General features: G+C 64.9%; 16 protein-coding genes. 5 read left to right on the top strand and 11 right to left on the bottom strand.

Annotation, left to right across the window (positions count from 1 at the left end; all coding sequences use genetic code 11):
* Positions 1-52 precede the first annotated feature (52 nt).
* From QA642_RS08040 to fliI, 4 genes are all read right to left on the bottom strand, one after another.
* Positions 53-1102: an anti-sigma factor gene (locus QA642_RS08040; protein WP_283086825.1), complete on the bottom strand. Its 1050-nt coding sequence runs from the start codon at positions 1100-1102 to the stop codon at positions 53-55.
* Positions 1103-1281: 179 nt separating this feature from the next.
* Entirely contained in the window at positions 1282-1827 is a 546-nt protein-coding gene (locus QA642_RS08035; protein ID WP_283084187.1) for a sigma-70 family RNA polymerase sigma factor, read from the bottom strand.
* Between the two features lie 183 nt (positions 1828-2010).
* Positions 2011-2430: a flagellar export protein FliJ gene (fliJ, locus tag QA642_RS08030; protein ID WP_011084990.1), complete on the bottom strand. Its 420-nt coding sequence runs from the start codon at positions 2428-2430 to the stop codon at positions 2011-2013.
* Between the two features lie 121 nt (positions 2431-2551).
* Entirely contained in the window at positions 2552-3877 is a 1326-nt protein-coding gene (fliI, locus tag QA642_RS08025) for a flagellar protein export ATPase FliI (protein ID WP_283084186.1), read from the bottom strand.
* A gap of 400 nt (positions 3878-4277) precedes the next feature.
* On the opposite strand from fliI, the gene ctrA reads away from it, so the two are divergent.
* The 5 genes from ctrA (at position 4278) to QA642_RS08000 (ending at position 7438) form a co-directional block, all read left to right on the top strand.
* The gene (gene ctrA, locus QA642_RS08020) at positions 4278-4979 is read left to right on the top strand and encodes a response regulator transcription factor CtrA (RefSeq protein ID WP_016848562.1); all 702 of its coding nucleotides are present in this window, start codon (positions 4278-4280) and stop codon (positions 4977-4979) included.
* A 164-nt stretch (positions 4980-5143) separates the two neighbouring features.
* Positions 5144-5548, top strand: coding sequence for a DUF350 domain-containing protein (locus QA642_RS08015; RefSeq protein WP_283084185.1), 405 nt, complete (start codon positions 5144-5146; stop codon positions 5546-5548).
* A 14-nt stretch (positions 5549-5562) separates the two neighbouring features.
* The gene (locus tag QA642_RS08010) at positions 5563-5955 is read left to right on the top strand and encodes a hypothetical protein (RefSeq protein ID WP_283084184.1); all 393 of its coding nucleotides are present in this window, start codon (positions 5563-5565) and stop codon (positions 5953-5955) included.
* A gap of 64 nt (positions 5956-6019) precedes the next feature.
* On the top strand, positions 6020-6274 hold the full coding sequence (locus tag QA642_RS08005; RefSeq protein ID WP_283084183.1) for a hypothetical protein: 255 nt from the start codon (positions 6020-6022) through the stop codon (positions 6272-6274).
* A 3-nt stretch (positions 6275-6277) separates the two neighbouring features.
* A complete protein-coding gene (locus QA642_RS08000; protein WP_283084182.1) occupies positions 6278-7438 on the top strand; it encodes a glutathionylspermidine synthase family protein in 1161 nt (386 codons plus the stop codon).
* Between the two features lie 57 nt (positions 7439-7495).
* On the opposite strand, the gene QA642_RS07995 is transcribed toward QA642_RS08000, so the two are convergent.
* From QA642_RS07995 to QA642_RS07965, 7 genes are all read right to left on the bottom strand, one after another.
* Positions 7496-7966, bottom strand: coding sequence for a hypothetical protein (locus QA642_RS07995; RefSeq protein WP_283084181.1), 471 nt, complete (start codon positions 7964-7966; stop codon positions 7496-7498).
* A 264-nt stretch (positions 7967-8230) separates the two neighbouring features.
* Positions 8231-9103 carry a protein-glutamate O-methyltransferase CheR gene (locus QA642_RS07990; RefSeq protein WP_283084180.1) on the bottom strand — a complete coding sequence of 291 codons (873 nt, stop codon included), beginning with the start codon at positions 9101-9103 and terminating at the stop codon, positions 8231-8233.
* On the bottom strand, positions 9100-10299 hold the full coding sequence (locus QA642_RS07985) for a chemotaxis response regulator protein-glutamate methylesterase (protein ID WP_283084179.1): 1200 nt from the start codon (positions 10297-10299) through the stop codon (positions 9100-9102). The genes QA642_RS07990 and QA642_RS07985 overlap by 4 nt, the downstream gene beginning before the upstream one ends.
* A 75-nt stretch (positions 10300-10374) precedes the next feature.
* Positions 10375-10740 carry a response regulator gene (locus tag QA642_RS07980; RefSeq protein WP_007600538.1) on the bottom strand — a complete coding sequence of 122 codons (366 nt, stop codon included), beginning with the start codon at positions 10738-10740 and terminating at the stop codon, positions 10375-10377.
* 74 nt (positions 10741-10814) lie between these two features.
* Entirely contained in the window at positions 10815-11285 is a 471-nt protein-coding gene (locus QA642_RS07975; protein WP_283084178.1) for a chemotaxis protein CheW, read from the bottom strand.
* A gap of 21 nt (positions 11286-11306) precedes the next feature.
* Entirely contained in the window at positions 11307-14108 is a 2802-nt protein-coding gene (locus QA642_RS07970; RefSeq protein WP_283084177.1) for a hybrid sensor histidine kinase/response regulator, read from the bottom strand.
* A 198-nt stretch (positions 14109-14306) separates the two neighbouring features.
* Complete coding sequence (locus tag QA642_RS07965; RefSeq protein ID WP_283084176.1) at positions 14307-14960, bottom strand: histidine phosphotransferase ChpT; 654 nt, start codon at positions 14958-14960, stop codon at positions 14307-14309.
* Positions 14961-14986: the final 26 nt, after the last annotated feature.

Here is a 14986-nt window from a genome sequence, read left to right as displayed (position 1 = left end):
TCGGAATGCGACGGCGGGATGGACCGTGGCGACAGGAACCAGTTCCTGTCGCCTACTTCTTCGCGGGCGCCTGCGGCTGGGACGGCGGCACGGTCTCGATCAGCTTGCCGGAAAACACCGGCGCGGAGGTCGGCTGTCCCGTCGGCGAGCCGCCGGCCTGCTCGACGGTGACGGCGTAGGTGGCGCCGCTGACGACATCGGCGTCGTAGGAGCCGAGAACGGGGCGTGCCGTGAAATCGCCGGAGCCGATCACGCCGAGCGAGCGCGGGCGCGGCAGCTTGTCGGAGATCAGCCAGAGCTCGAAACTCTTGCCGGGCTCCGGTGTCGCGCCGACCTTGCGCACCGTGAAATTCCGCGTCGCGCCGTCGATGGTGAGAATGAAGGCCGGGCCGCCGCCCTGGCCCTGCAACAGCGCCACATATTGCGCAGAGGCGGCGAGCGGCGCCGCCGGCGTCTTCACCTCCACGGTCTGGATGCGCGGTGCGGGACGCAACGCACCCGGCAGCGCGTCGGGCCGGAAGATCTGGAGTGACAGCGTCACCAGCAGCGCGGCCGCAAGCGTACCGACGGCGGAGGCGATGGTGCGCCAGCGCTTCACGCGGCCCTCGAGATAGATCACGTTGGTGTCGTCGACGATCGGCACCTGCGGCACGTGCACGACCTCAGGATCGGGTGCGTGGACCTGCGGCATGAAGACCGGCGCGATGTCGCCAATCGCATCGGGTGAAGGACGCATCGTCTCGGGCTGCTCTGCCTCGGCAGGCTGCGGCTCAGGCTCCGGCGTCTGCTCCGACGGCAAGTCCGGCGGCGCGGTTTCGACCGGCGGAGGTGGCGGCGGCACGACTGCGGACGGGGCCGGCGGCTCCTGCGCAAGCGCCGTGCGCGCGATCTCGGACCTGATGTTCTCCCACACGATCGGACGCGGCTCGATATTGCCGACCATCTGGTTGAGGACGCCGAGCCGGTAAGACCAGGCCTGCACGATGTCGGCGAACGCCCTGTCCACCGCCATCATGGTCTCGACCTGCGCGCGCTCCTCGGCGTCGAGCGTGCCGAGCGCATATTCCGCGGCGAGCGCGATATGGTCCTCCGTGTAGGCCATCACTTTCCTTCACCTCTCCCGAAGGGAGAGGTCGGATCGCATCGCAAGATGCGGTCCGGGTGAGGGGTTACGCTCTCTCGTGAAATCCGCGGCCCCTCACCCGGCGCTACGCGCCGACCTCTCCCCGACGGGGAGAGGTCGACTGTTGCCGCTTTGGTTCGTGCCACTCTCATCATCCTCTAAAGTCCGAGGCACTCCCGGATATCCAGCATGCTGCGCCGCAGCCACGTCTTCACCGTGTTGACGGGCGCGGCGAATTTCTCGGCCAGCTGCTCGCGGCTCCAGCCGTTGTAATAGGCGAGAAGAACGAGCCTCTGACGATCCGGCTCGAGCCGGCCGATGCATTCCAAAAGCCGCTTCAATTCCTCGGTCATCTCCCGCCGCGCCAGCGGATCGGGACTGTCGGCCGCAACCTCCATCGCCTGAGGCTCTTCCTCGATGGAGAGTTCGGATTTCTTCCGGATGATGTCGATGGCGCGATTGCGCGCGATCGACGCCATCCACGTGATCGGCGACGACAAGGCCGGATTGAACTGGGCGGCACCGTTCCAGATCTTGACGTAGGTCTCCTGAATGACCTCCTCTGCGAGATCCTGTCGGCGCAAGATACGGAGCACGACGCCATAGAGTTTCGCCCGCGTGGCCGCGTAGAGGCGCTCGAACGCGGCCTGGTCGCCCTTCGCCACCGCCTCGATCAGCCCGACCAGCTCTGCTGGCGTCAGCATTCAGTCCCCCAAACGCGCACGGCTCCGCCGCTTTTCGCGCAGGCCCTGGCACTCCGCTACCATAGCGCGCGGCAAAGCCGACCACCAAGGGGGCGCGGCGCCACACTGTGGACAGCAAAGGCAAAACCCGGACCTTGCGGCCCGGGTTTTGTGAATTCTCGGCAGGTTTGCCGGCAGCGCCTTTTAGGCGACCGCTCCGATGCGGGCGCGCATCAGGCCGATGCTGTCGAGGTCGGCCTGCTCGCGGGCGTTCTCCTCGGCGCGTTCGCGGGCCTGGTCGCGCTCGTCGAGCAGCTCGACCTTCTTCAGCTCCTCGAAGGCTTCGGCCAGCGCGGCCTTGGCTTCGTCGAGCTGCCCCTTGAGCTCGTCGGCCGAGCGGGTCAGGTTCTCGCGGCGCTGGATCGCGGCCTTGGCATAGGTCGGGTAGGCGAAATGCGAGGGATCGTTGATCCCCGCGCGCTCCTGCTCGGTCTGGATCTCGCGTTCGAGATCGACCGACATCCGCTGGAAATCGGCAATCATGGTCTCGATCTGGGTGACCCGGCGGCGCTTCTCGTCGACCTGAAACTTCTTCAGGCGGATGAGGGTATCTCGTGACTTCATCGACTCGTACTCCCCAGAAGTCCCCTAGCTGCGCGTGGGACGACACCGGTCTCCCCACAGGCCCAATTTGGGCCAAGACCGGCTCTGCTACTCTGTGGGAGCGGATGATGACGCGACAAAGTTAGCGTTCCGTTTCCAAATTACCGAGGATTTGCGCCAATTGGCGATAGCCATCGGCCAGGGATGCATTTTCGTCCTTGCGCTGCCGCAGAAAGGCCTCCAGCGGCTCGTGCAGGCGGATCGCCTCGTCGACCTCGGGGCTGGAGCCGGCCCGGTAGGCCCCTAACCGGATCAACTCCTCCATATCGGCATAGGTCGCCATCACCTGGCGCGCCCGCTGGATGGTCGGCCAGAACTGCGGATCGGCCGATTTCGGCATGGTGCGGGAGACGGATTTGAGGATGTTAATCGCGGGGTAGCGGCCGCGCTCGGCGATCGAGCGCTGCATCACGATATGGCCGTCGAGGATGCCGCGCACGGCATCCGCGATCGGCTCATTATGGTCGTCGCCGTCGACCAGCACCGTGAAGATCGCGGTGATGGCGCCCTCGCCCAGGCCCGGTCCAGCCCGCTCCAGCAGCTTGGGCAGCTCGGTGAACACGGTCGGCGTGTAGCCCTTGGCGGTCGGCGGCTCGCCGGCAGACAGGCCGATCTCGCGCTGCGCCATCGCAAAGCGCGTCACCGAGTCCATCAGGCAGAGGACATCCTGGTCCTCATCGCGGAAATATTCGGCGACCGCGAGCGTCAGATACGCCGCCTGTCGCCGCATCAGCGCCGGCTCGTCGGAGGTCGCGACCACGACGACGGATCGCGCCAGGCCCTCCTCGCCGAGATCGTCCTGCAGGAACTCCTGCACCTCGCGGCCGCGTTCGCCGATCAGCCCGATGACGCTGACCGCGGCATCGACGTTGCGCGCGAGCATCGAGAGCAGCACCGATTTGCCCACGCCCGAGCCTGCGAAGATGCCCATCCGCTGGCCGCGGCAGCAGGTGAGGAAGGTGTTCATCGCGCGCACACCGAGATCGAGCGGGCTGCCTACGCGCTTGCGCGAATGCGCCGGCGGCGGCGAATTGCGGTACGGCATCGGCGAGGAACCTTGCGGCAGCGGCCCCTTGCCGTCGATCGGCTCGCCCAGCGCGTTGACGACGCGGCCGAGCCAGGCCGACGACGGCCGCACTTGATTTGCGGCATTGGCGATCACCGCCTTGCAACCGCGGCGCACGCCGTCGAGACCGGCGAACGGCATCACGACAGCGTTGTTGCCGGAGAAGCCGATCACCTCGCAGGGAATGGAGCGATTGGCGCCGGTCTCGATCACGAGCCGCGCGCCGACCGACATCGCATGAATGGGTCCAGCGACCTCGACCATGAGGCCGCGCACGCCGACCACGCGGCCATAAATGTTGACGCCGTCGATGTCGCCGATCTGTTCGGCAAGAGCCTTCATCAGGAGCGCGCCTTCATGATTTGGCCCTCACCGTGGAAACCTTAAGTTTCGCCATATTTCTGAACGGCGCTTAACTTCGTGTTTACCCGCATCATTAATCATTGCGTCACTGTCTTTGTGACTGAGCGTGACTTCCCTTCAGAAGAAGGCTGAGTCGCGGGAGTCGGTTAGCGCCGCCTCTTAAAGTGGAACTTGAACGGAGTCGGGTGACGAAAGCTGCTTCTCGCGCAACACCTTAGGGCGATTCGAGAAAAATTGCACCGGGGGGACTTGCGTTCCAGAATCAGGATTTGTTAACCATCTGTCGTCAGGATCCGAATCAGTTGTTCAAAGGCGTTTTGTTGAGTGCCGCGAATGCGGCCGACCTGACGCCCAGGAGCGGCGACTATGGGGAACTGGCATGCGCGTTTTGCTGATTGAAGATGACAGCGCCGTCGCGCAGTCGATCGAGCTGATGCTGAAGTCTGAGAGCTTCAACGTCTACACGACCGATTTGGGGGAAGAAGGCGTCGATCTCGGTAAGTTATACGATTACGACATTATTCTCCTCGACCTCAATCTGCCCGACATGTCCGGCTACGACGTGCTCAAGCAGCTTCGGGTCTCCAAGATCAAGACACCGATTCTGATCCTCTCCGGCCTCGCCGGCATCGAGGACAAGGTCAAGGGTCTCGGCGTCGGCGCCGACGACTACATGACCAAGCCCTTCCACAAGGACGAGCTGGTGGCCCGCATCCACGCGATCGTGCGCCGCTCCAAGGGTCACGCCCAGTCGGTCATCCAGACCGGCGATCTCGTCGTCAACCTCGACACCAAGACGGTGGAAGTCGGCGGCCAGCGCGTGCATCTGACCGGCAAGGAATATCAGATGCTGGAGCTGCTCTCGCTCCGCAAGGGTACGACCCTCACCAAGGAAATGTTCCTCAACCACCTCTATGGCGGCATGGACGAGCCCGAGCTGAAGATCATCGACGTCTTCATCTGCAAGCTCCGCAAGAAGCTGGCCAACGCTTCCGAGGGACGCAACTTCATCGAGACCGTGTGGGGCCGCGGTTACGTGCTGCGCGAGCCGCACGAGGCCGACGAGCGCATCCCGGCCTGATCCCTTTACGTCGCGAGCCATCGGGCTCGCTCCTCCCAGCCTGGACCCCGCCGCAAATGGCGGGGTTTTGTTTTTGGGGACGGGAGCGCCGCTTCGTCGCTCCCCCGGCATTGAACCGCTATCCTCCCGATGCCGACGAATGGTCGCTGCACGATGGGGGAACGATGATCCTGCAATCACTCGCCGGCCTGCCCGCCTTCCTGGTCTATTTCTGCACCGGCCTGATCGCCATCGTGGCGTATCTGTTCATCTATACCCGCATCACCCCGCACAACGAGTTCCAGCTGATCCGCGACAACGAGCCGGCCGCTGCGATCGCGCTCGGCCTCAGCCTGCTCGGCTTCGTGGCGCCGCTGGTCAGCGCGATCGCGCATTCGGCCAATGTGCTGGACTGCATGGTCTGGGCGATCATCGCGCTGATCGTCCAGATCATCGTGCTGTTTCTCGTCAAGGTGCCGGTGCCGAACCTGTCGGCGCGGATTGCTGCCGGCGAGCTTGCGCCCGCGATCTGGCTCGGCCTGTCCTCGCTCGCCGCTGGCCTCCTGAACGCCGCCTGCATGATCTACTGACGTGATCAACTGATATGGCGGACAAACCCACCAAAAAGGATTTCGGCAAGCGCCGGCCGCCCGCTGAGCCGCCGCCTTCGCGGCCGCCGGTGAAGCGCTCCGGCCATGTCGCGCTGCTGGTGATGGGCACGATCGCGGTCGGCACCACCGCCTACACGCTGATGCCGCACCAGACCTGCGAGCCCTCCCCCGGAGCCTTGCCGGGGCAGACGACCACGACGTGCAGCACCAGCAGCAGCAGTTCGTCAGGCGGCAACGGCGGCTCGCGCTGGTCGTCGCGATCGAGCTTCTTCAGCAGCGATTCCTCGAGCCACTCCTCGTCGGGCACGTCGTCCGATTCAGGCTCGAGCAGCGTGAGCCGCGGCGGCTTCGGCTCGTTCGGCCATGGTTTTTCGGGCGGCGGCTGAAGCGCGAGGTTTTGAATTCAACGCCGCGCGCCGGTCTGCTTAAAGTCGCGCGGGAGGACGCAACATGAAACGCTCGCGAAGGGTCATGCTGACGTTGATGGGAAGCGCCGCGGTCAGCGCGGCCTCGATGGGATTCACCAGGCGCGAACAGCCATGCGGCCCCGGGCTCGAAGCCGTTCCCGGCCTCGACGGCAAGCCCTATTGCCGCCCGAACTATGGCGGTTTCGGCGGCACGCTGCATCACATGCACGGCCACGGCGGACATGACCACGGCGGACATGGCCATGGCGGTCATGGCCATGGCGGCCACGGCGGTTGATCCATGCAACGCATCGTCTGTCCCGAGCGCGACGACTGGCGAGAGACCGCAGAGCAATACGGCTTCGCCTTCCACACCATCGACGGCGAGCGCTATTGGGACGAGCGCGCCTATTATGCCTTCACGCTCGACGAGATCGAACGCGGCATCGAGACGCCGACCGGCGAGATTGATGCGATGTGCCTGGAGCTCGCCGGCCGCGTCATCAGTGATGAGCGTTACTTGCGGCGCTTGAAGATTCCGGAGGCGTTCTGGAGTTTGATCGCCGAGAGTTGGGAGCGTGACGACCGCAGCCTCTACGGCCGGCTCGATCTGAAGTTCGACGGCGGAGCGCCGGCAAAGCTGCTCGAATACAATGCCGATACCCCGACCTCGATCTTCGAGGCCGCGGTGTTTCAATGGACCTGGCTCGAACAGGCGATCGAACGCCGCATCATCCCCGCACGCGCCGATCAGTTCAACTCCATCCACGAACGGCTGATCGAGGCGTGGAAGGCGACCGGCGCCGGTCGGCATCTGCATCTCACCGGCGCTACCGATAACGAGGAGGACGCCGGCACGCTCGCTTATCTCGAGGACACCGCACGCCAGGCGGGGCTCTCGACCACGCTGCTCGACATCGAGGAGATCGGCTGGCGCGATGAAGCCGGCGGCTTCGTCGATCTCGACGACCGCGACATGGAGCTTGTCTTCAAGCTCTATCCCTGGGAGTGGATGTTCCAGGACGCCTTTGGCGCGAAGCTCGCGAGCGCGCCGACGCGCTGGATCGAGCCGCCGTGGAAGGCCGTGCTCTCCAACAAGGGCATCCTGCCGCTGCTCTGGGAGATGTTTCCGAACCATCCCAATCTGCTGCCGGCCTTCTTCGAGGACGACGCGCGGGCGGCGGAGCTCGGAACGTCGTATGTACGCAAGCCGCTGCTGTCGCGCGAAGGCGCCAATGTCACGCTGGTGTCGGGCGGAATGCCGCTCGACGAGCACGCCGGCCCCTACGGTGCGGAAGGCTTCGTGCGCCAGGCGCTATCACCGCTGCCGAATTTTTCCGGCGTCTATCCCGTGGTGGGAAGCTGGCTGGTGAACCACGAGCCCTGCGGCCTGTCGATCCGCGAGGACGAGAGTCCGATCACGGGCAACAGCTCGCGCTTCCTGCCGCATGCGATTTTGTGAAATGCGCTCGCGACCTCATCGGCAAAGGCGCGCGAGCGCCAAGGTTCGCGTGCTGGCTTAGGGGGTCTTGACGATAAATCTTCCGTCGTACAGACCGGCGCCCTTGAACCCACTTTGCACGCTCTCGAAGCCACCCGTGCCCGTCGCGTTTGCGTAAGTCCCGGTGCCCGACAAGATTGTATATTCGCCCTTCGCCTTTCCGTCCTTGACCGCGCCGGCGTAGCGCGCCGTGATCGAGGAGCCGTCGTCAAAGGTGTAGGTACTGTAGCCGAAAATCGGTCCTGAGCCCTTGAGCAAGTCGGAGGAATTGACGAAGTCCTTCACGGCAATGCGGCCGTCCTTGAAGAAGGCAACGCCGAACATTTTGCCGGATATGACTGTCTGACCTTCGACATTCGCGACTTCCGTGACCTTGACGTCCATCGGCTTGGTGACGAGCTTGAATTCGAGTACCTGCTCGCCGGCAACAGCCGTCGCAGGCAACGAGAGCACCGCCAGCAGGAAATAAGAGGCACAAGACATTCGCATAGTATGTCCTCCTCGAAATAGGTCATGATCTTGAGCGAATTCCCGCCTCTGTCCGGCGGGACGATCGGCACCATAGCACAACCGCCAGATGCTGATGAGGAGCGCGATCGCGTCGCATCGCCGCGCGCGCTCTGCTGCGCGGTAGCCGAGTAATCTGCGCTGCTCAATTGCGAGTGAAGCGTCGCGTGCAACGGAGGGGCCGGCAGGTGCTACCGGTCATCCGCATCAACGTCACTCACTCCGATCGCCGCGCCGTGCGGCAAATCACCTTGCCGCGGCGACCTTCAGCGGCTGCGGCATCAATCCGCCCATCGGACGGCCGGAGCGTGCCGGATTGAGCTGGTAGAGGCCACGGCGCTCGGTGATGGGACGGAACGCATCGGTGATGCCGACGACGGATTCGGCGGCGCCAAGCAACAGCGTGCCGTCGGCTTCCAACCCCTTCGCCATCCGCTCGAAGATCACCGCCTTGGTGTCCTGGTCGAAATAGATCAGCACGTTGCGGCAGAAGATCACGTCGAACGTGCCGAGATGGGAGAAATCCTGCAACAGGTTGAGCTGGCGGAACTGCACCATCGCGCGGATGTCGGCGTTGAGCTGCCAGAGCTCGCCGGTTTGCGTGAAATACTTCATCAGATGCTGGATCGGCAGGCCGCGCTGCACCTCGAACTGGCTGTAGACGCCGGCCTTGGATTTCTCCAGCACCTCCTGCGAGAGGTCAGTGGCGACGATCTCGATGCGCCAGCCGGCGAACGCCGCGCCCATCTCCCTCACGCACATCGCGATCGAATAGGGCTCCTGCCCTGTCGAGGACGCTGCCGACCAGATGCGCAAAGACTTGCGCGCCGCGCGCGCCTGGATCAGGCCCGGCAGGATGGTTTCGCGCAGATGATCGAACGGAATCTTGTCGCGGTAGAAGAAGGTCTCGTTGGTGGTCATGGCTTCGACCACGTCGGTCGCAAGCCGGCCATCGCCGTTCCGGATCTTCAGCACGAGATCGGGAATGCCGGGAAGACTTGCCTTGCGCGCGAGCGGCAGCAAGCGGCTCTCGACCAGATACTGCTTGTCGGCGGAGAGATCGAGACCGGAGCGCTCTTTCAGGAACTTGCGCAGATAATCGTAATCTGCGGGCGTCACGAGCGGTCTCCCGCGAACAGGCGATTGACCTTGGCGCCGATCTGGTTGAGCGGCAGGATCGCCGCGCAGATGCCGGCATTGGCGGCCGCACCCGGCATGCCCCAGACCACGCTGGAGGCTTCGTCCTGCGCGATCACGCTGCCGCCTGCCGCGACGATGTCCTTGCCGCCGCGCATGCCGTCCGAGCCCATGCCCGTCAGGATCACGGAGAGGATGCTCCCGTGCCAGATGTCGATGGCGGAGGTGAACAGCGGATCGACCGCGGGCTTGCAGAAATTGACGGCGGGGCCGTCATCGAGCGCGATCGCGACGTCCGCGCCGCTGCGCGCGACGCGCATGTGCTTGCCGCCGGGCGCCAGATAGATCCGTCCCGGCTTCACCGGCTCGCCGTCGACCGCCTCGGCTGCGGGGCGGCGGCTCGAACGCGCCAGGTGCTCGGCGAGAATGGTGGTGAAGGTCGGCGGCATGTGCTGGGTGATCAGCACCGGGAAGCGGTCGATCACCGGGCCGAGCTCGGTGACGAGCGCCATCAGCGCCTGCGGACCGCCGGTCGAGGAGCCGATCAGCAGCACCTTCGGGGCCTGGGTCGAGAACGGGCGCGTCGACAACACCCCTGACGACGGCGCATGCACCGCCGGAGCCGGCGCGGGCGCAGCGGGCCGCGCAACAGCTGGTCCACGTGCGGCCGGAGCCGGGCTCGCGGGCGCCAGCGGTGGGCTCGCAACCGCGGGCTTGCGGCGCAGCCGCGCGCCGAGGTGACGGATTTTCTGGATCAGGTCGTGATGAAAGATGTCCGCGGCCTGCGCCTCGCGCGTCGATTCCGGTTTCGGAATGTAGTCGGCCGCGCCGAGCGACAGCGCCTTGAAGCTGATCTCCGCGTTGCGGCGGGTCAGGGTCGAAGCCATGATGATGACGAGGTCGCGCTTCTTCGCCAGCAGTCGCGGCAGCGCCGACAGACCGTCGAGCTCGGGCATTTCGATGTCGAGCACCGCAACGTCAGGATTGATGCGTTCGAGCTGGTTGACCGCCTCGAGCCCGGTGCGCAGCGAGGCCGCGACTTCCATGTCGTGCTCGGCACCGATCCAGCGCGAGATCAGACCGCGGATGACGACGGAGTCGTCGACGATCATCACCCGCAGCGGCCCGGCTTCGCGCGAGGGACCCGTGGTCGAATTACCTGCGAACGCAACACTCATTACTCACCAACTCAGACTGAAACGGTTCAGTTGAAAACAATCGCCGAAGGATCCGTTCAGCCTCCGGGTGCTTACTCAGATCAGGCCGACTTCCTGGAATTTCGCCGTCACGATGTCCTTGTCGAACGGCTTCATGATGTACTCGTTGGCGCCGGCATGAAGCGCACGTGCAATATGCGCGACGTCGTTCTCGGTGGTGCAGAACACCACCTTGGGCTGGTCGCCGCCGGGCATGCGGCGGAGGTGCCCGAGGAACTCGTAACCGTCCATCACGGGCATGTTCCAGTCGAGCAGCACCGCGTCGGGAAGTCCGCGCTTGCAGGCCTCCAGCGCCTTCTCACCGTCCTCGGCTTCGAGGATCTGGAAGTCGAGGCCCTCCAGAATCCGGCGCGCAACCTTGCGGATGACGCTGGAATCGTCAACGACGAGACAAGTTCGCATGTGAACCTCTGCTTCCTCCCCCTTTGCGGGGGGTACTTCCAATTGCAAGTCCGTCGGCGGCGCTTGCTGCCGTATCAGGCCGCCATCATCTCGGGCGCGAGCTCGAGCACGCGGTCAACATCGAGGACGACCATGAGCTGGCCGTCGAGACGGTGGACGCCGCCGGCGAGCTTGGCCATGCGGGGATCGAGGTTGACGGGGTTTTCCTCCTTGCCGTCCTCGGGCAGGCGCAGCACCTCGCCGATCTGGTCGATCAGGAGGCCGTAGGATTCGCCGCGAAGGTCGACGCCGACCGCCATCGGCGCCTTGCCGTCCTCGACCTTGGGCAGGCCGAGACGGGCGCGCATGTCGATCACGGTGACGATGCGGCCGCGCAGGTTCAACACGCCGGCGATCTCGCGCGAGGCCAAGGGCACGCGGGTGACGCGCTCGGGCATGAACACGTCCTGGACGCGCGAGATCGGCAGGCCGAACAGCTGGCCGCCGATCATCGCGGTGACGTATTCGACCATGGCGCCTTCGCCAATTTGCGTCTTCTTGCTCATCTCAGATATCTCCTCGCGCTCTTACGCCGCCGCCCGGCTCAGCTCGGAGGCGCCGGCCGCGCCCGCGGTCTGCTCCTTCAGCGCCGCGATGAGGCCGGGACGGTCGAACTTGGCGACATAATCGTGGAAGCCGGCCTGCCGGCCGCGCTCGATCGCCGCCGGCGACACCAGCGCCGACAGACCGATGATCGGCGTTGCCGCAAGGTTGTTGTCGGAGCGGATCACTTCCGCGAACTCGAACCCGTTCATGTCGGGCATCTCGATGTCGGTCAGGATCACGTCGAAGCTTTGCGCGCGCAGTGCCGCAAGGCCCTCCTGCGCGGTCGGCGCGGTGCGGACGCGGTAGCCGGCGGCCTTGAGGACGGGCGCCAGCATGTTGCGGAAGAAGGCGCTGTCGTCGACCAGCAGCACCGACTGCGAGTGCATCGACGGCTTCATCTCCTTGCGGGTGAACCAGTCGGCGAACGCCATCGGCAGGAAGTGGCCGACGTCGATCACCTCGGTGGCCTGGCCCTTGATCACGGCCGAGCCGAGAATGCCGGAGGAGGAGCCGCCGACCTCGATGTTGAGCCGTTCCTCGACGATGTCGATGATCTCGTCGACGACGAGACCCATGGAGCGGCCATCGTCGGCGAACACCAGGATCGGCTGGGCGCCTTGCGAAGCGATGGTGACGCTCTCCATGGCCACCAGCGGCATCAGCTGCTCGCGGTACTGCACCATGTAGCGGCCGTTGGAGAACTCGATCTTGTCGGCGGGCAGCTCTTCGAGGCGCGTGACGAGGCCAAGCGGGACCGCCTTGGGCTGGGACGAGCCGGCGCGGAACACCAGCAGCGAGGTGGTCTGCTCGCCACTTCCGATGTGGTGCGCGCCGTTCTCGTCGGCCATGTCATGGGCCGAGGAGCCGGCGGCGCCGAGCGCTTTCGCAATGCCGTTGGGATCGATGATCATGATCACCGCGCCATCGCCCAGAATGGTGTTGCCGGAGAACATGTCGATGTGACGCAGTTTCGTGGACATCGGCTTGACCACGATTTCTTCGGTGTGGAACACGCCGTCGACGACGATGCCAAAGGTCTGGCTGCCGACCTGCGTGACCACGATGAAGCCGTTCTCGGGATCGGAGGCGGCGCCGTCGTCGATCTTGAGCAGCTTCTTGAGATGGATCAGCGGCAGCAGCTTGTTGCGCAACCTGAGGACCGCGGTGTCCTTGATGCGCTCGATGCGGTGCTCGGAGTTGGCGCGGGCGCGGACCAGCTCGACCACCGAGAGCTGCGGGATCGCGAAGCGGTCACCGGCGGCTTCCACGATCAGCGCGGAGACGATCGCGAGGGTCAGCGGGATCTTGATGGTGACGGAAGAGCCTTCACCCGCCACCGACTTGATGTCGATGGTGCCGCCGATCTGGTCGATATTGGTGCGGACCACGTCCATGCCGACGCCGCGCCCCGACACCGAGGTGATGGCGGCCGCGGTGGAGAAGCCCGGCGCGAAGATGAACTTGTGGATCTGGGCTTCGCTCATCTTCTCGAGCTCAGCCTCGGTGACGAGACCTGACGAGAGCGCCTTGGCCTTGATCTTCTCGGTGTTGAGGCCTCTTCCGTTGTCGGCGATGCAGATGATGATGTGGCCGCCCTCGTGATAGGCGGACAGGCGAATGGTGCCCTGCTCGCCCTTGCCGCTAGCCAAGCGCTCGGCGGGGGTCTCCAGGCCATGATCGGCGGAGTTGCGCACCATGTGGGTGAGCGGATCCTTGATCAGGTCGAGCACCTGGCGGTCGAGCTCGGTGTCGGCGCCGTGCATCTCCAGCTCGATCTGCTTGCCGAGTTCGCTGGAGAGGTCGCGAACGATGCGGGGCAGCTTCTGCCAGGCATTGCCGATCGGCTGCATGCGCGTCTTCATGACGCCCTCCTGCAGCTCGGCGGTGACGTTGGAGAGGCGCTGCAGCGGCACCTTGAACTCGGTGTCCTCGTTGCGGCGGGAGATCTCCAGCAGCTGGTTGCGGGTCAAGACCAGCTCGGAGACCATGGTCATCAGATGCTCCAGCGTATCCACGTTGACGCGGATCGACTGGTTGGCGATGCGGTCGCCCTCACCGACACTCTCGTCGGCCATCGACTTCTTCGGCGCGGCCTTCTCCTTGGCGGGCTTTGCAGTTTCCTTGGCTTCCTTCGCTGCGGGAGCGGGAACCGCGGCCGCCGGCGCAGGTGCCGGCTCGGCCTTCGCGACGGGCGCGGGGACCGGCGCTTCGATCGCGGTCTCGCGGAAGGCGCGCTCGAGCTCGTCGAGCGAGACCTCGCCGGGACGCAGCGGGCGCTCCAGGGTTTGCTCGATCAGCGAACCCCTCGTCATTTCTTTTGCGGGTGCGGGTGTAGCGGCGGGTGCCTCCGGTACCAGCGGCGGGGCTTCAGCAACGGGAGCAGCAGCGCCCGCAGCCATTGCGGCCATGCCCTGCTCGACCATCGCTTCCAGCTTGTCGATGAGATCGCGGTCGTTGCCTTCGGGCTCGGCTTCGGTTGCCTCGAGGCCGGCGAGGATCTCCTTGATGCGGTCGATCGAGGACAGGATCACCGTCACGGCCTGGCCGGTCACCGGCATGCCGTCGCGGAATTTGCCCATCAGGGTCTCGCCGGCATGCGCCAGCGCTTCGAGCCGCGGCAGGCCGAGGAAGCCGCAGGTGCCCTTGATGGTGTGGACCAGGCGGAAGATGTTATCCAGGATCTTGGCGTTGTTCGGCTCCTGCTCGAACTTCACCAGCTGATTGTCGACGGTGTCCAGGCTCTCGCTGGTCTCCGTCAAAAACTCCCGCAACAGATCATCCATGAAAACAGGCCTTCATACAGGGAGGGCGCGCACGAGACGTGATGCGCCATTTCGGAATGAAGCCAGCTTCACCGCAAAGCGTTTAATAATGGTTGAGTATGTGCAAAAGAACGGAACCAACAAAGAGATAAGGCGCTCCGGACAAGCCGAAGCGCCTCGTAAAGATTACATTAACGGTTCGAACCGCGACGGGCGCGTTTACGAAGCGGTAACGATGATGGCCTCGCCTTCCGGCGCGAGCTTCACGGTGAGGCCGCAGGCCTGTGCGAGCAGGCGCGTATAATAAGGCTGGATCGCATGCGCATCCGCGGCAGGTCCCCGCTCGCCGCTGAGGAGCTCGGAGATGTTCTGCGGCAGGCGCGCATTGTGTCCGGTCGCGGTGATGCGGAAGCTCATGGTTTCGCCCTCGCCGATCGGATCGACCGTCAGCATGCCGCCGCGCGGGATCGTATGCTGGGCGACGACCAGCATGTTGAGCAGCAGCTTGACGCGATTCTTCGGCAGCAAAAGCCGCGGCAGATTCCAGGTGATCGCGCACTTGCCGTCCTCGATATGGCCGCGCGCCATTGTCTGGGCGTCGCCGAGGTCGATCTGCGCGCCGGACGAGCCGGCCGCGCCGAAGGCGAGACGGCAGAACTGGAGGCGGGCGGAGGCGGTCTTGGCGCTCTTGCGAATCAGGTCGAGCGCGAATTCGCGGTCTTCCGGCTTGGGATCGTCGTCGAGCACTTCGAGCCCGTTGACGATGGCGCCGACGGGGCTGATGAGATCGTGGCAAACCCGCGAGCACAGGAGAGCTGCGAGTTCGAGCATATCGGGGGCAGTAGCGGTCGCGGGCGACGAGGCGTCAGACATATAAAGGGGTCCTGGAGGGTTCCTGG

This window comes from Bradyrhizobium sp. CB2312, assembly GCF_029714425.1.
GTDB lineage: Bacteria > Pseudomonadota > Alphaproteobacteria > Rhizobiales > Xanthobacteraceae > Bradyrhizobium.
Note: the sequence above shows the minus strand (reverse complement) of the source record. Positions and strands in the feature narration are given on the sequence as shown.

What these genes read in the sequence shown, in the direction of transcription:
- QA642_RS08035 (WP_283084187.1), bottom strand. Translation starts at nt 1,827, where the DNA reads ATGCTGACGCCAGCAGAGCTGGTCGGGCTGATCGAGGCGGTGGCGAAG.
- QA642_RS08005 (WP_283084183.1), top strand. Translation starts at nt 6,020, where the DNA reads ATGAAACGCTCGCGAAGGGTCATGCTGACGTTGATGGGAAGCGCCGCG.
- QA642_RS07975 (WP_283084178.1), bottom strand. Translation starts at nt 11,285, where the DNA reads ATGAGCAAGAAGACGCAAATTGGCGAAGGCGCCATGGTCGAATACGTC.
- QA642_RS08010 (WP_283084184.1), top strand. Translation starts at nt 5,563, where the DNA reads ATGGCGGACAAACCCACCAAAAAGGATTTCGGCAAGCGCCGGCCGCCC.
- ctrA (WP_016848562.1), top strand. Translation starts at nt 4,278, where the DNA reads ATGCGCGTTTTGCTGATTGAAGATGACAGCGCCGTCGCGCAGTCGATC.
- QA642_RS07965 (WP_283084176.1), bottom strand. Translation starts at nt 14,960, where the DNA reads ATGTCTGACGCCTCGTCGCCCGCGACCGCTACTGCCCCCGATATGCTC.
- QA642_RS07980 (WP_007600538.1), bottom strand. Translation starts at nt 10,740, where the DNA reads ATGCGAACTTGTCTCGTCGTTGACGATTCCAGCGTCATCCGCAAGGTT.
- QA642_RS08040 (WP_283086825.1), bottom strand. Translation starts at nt 1,102, where the DNA reads ATGGCCTACACGGAGGACCATATCGCGCTCGCCGCGGAATATGCGCTC.
- QA642_RS08015 (WP_283084185.1), top strand. Translation starts at nt 5,144, where the DNA reads ATGATCCTGCAATCACTCGCCGGCCTGCCCGCCTTCCTGGTCTATTTC.
- QA642_RS07970 (WP_283084177.1), bottom strand. Translation starts at nt 14,108, where the DNA reads ATGGATGATCTGTTGCGGGAGTTTTTGACGGAGACCAGCGAGAGCCTG.
- fliI (WP_283084186.1), bottom strand. Translation starts at nt 3,877, where the DNA reads ATGAAGGCTCTTGCCGAACAGATCGGCGACATCGACGGCGTCAACATT.
- QA642_RS07985 (WP_283084179.1), bottom strand. Translation starts at nt 10,299, where the DNA reads ATGAGTGTTGCGTTCGCAGGTAATTCGACCACGGGTCCCTCGCGCGAA.
- fliJ (WP_011084990.1), bottom strand. Translation starts at nt 2,430, where the DNA reads ATGAAGTCACGAGATACCCTCATCCGCCTGAAGAAGTTTCAGGTCGAC.
- QA642_RS08000 (WP_283084182.1), top strand. Translation starts at nt 6,278, where the DNA reads ATGCAACGCATCGTCTGTCCCGAGCGCGACGACTGGCGAGAGACCGCA.
- QA642_RS07995 (WP_283084181.1), bottom strand. Translation starts at nt 7,966, where the DNA reads ATGCGAATGTCTTGTGCCTCTTATTTCCTGCTGGCGGTGCTCTCGTTG.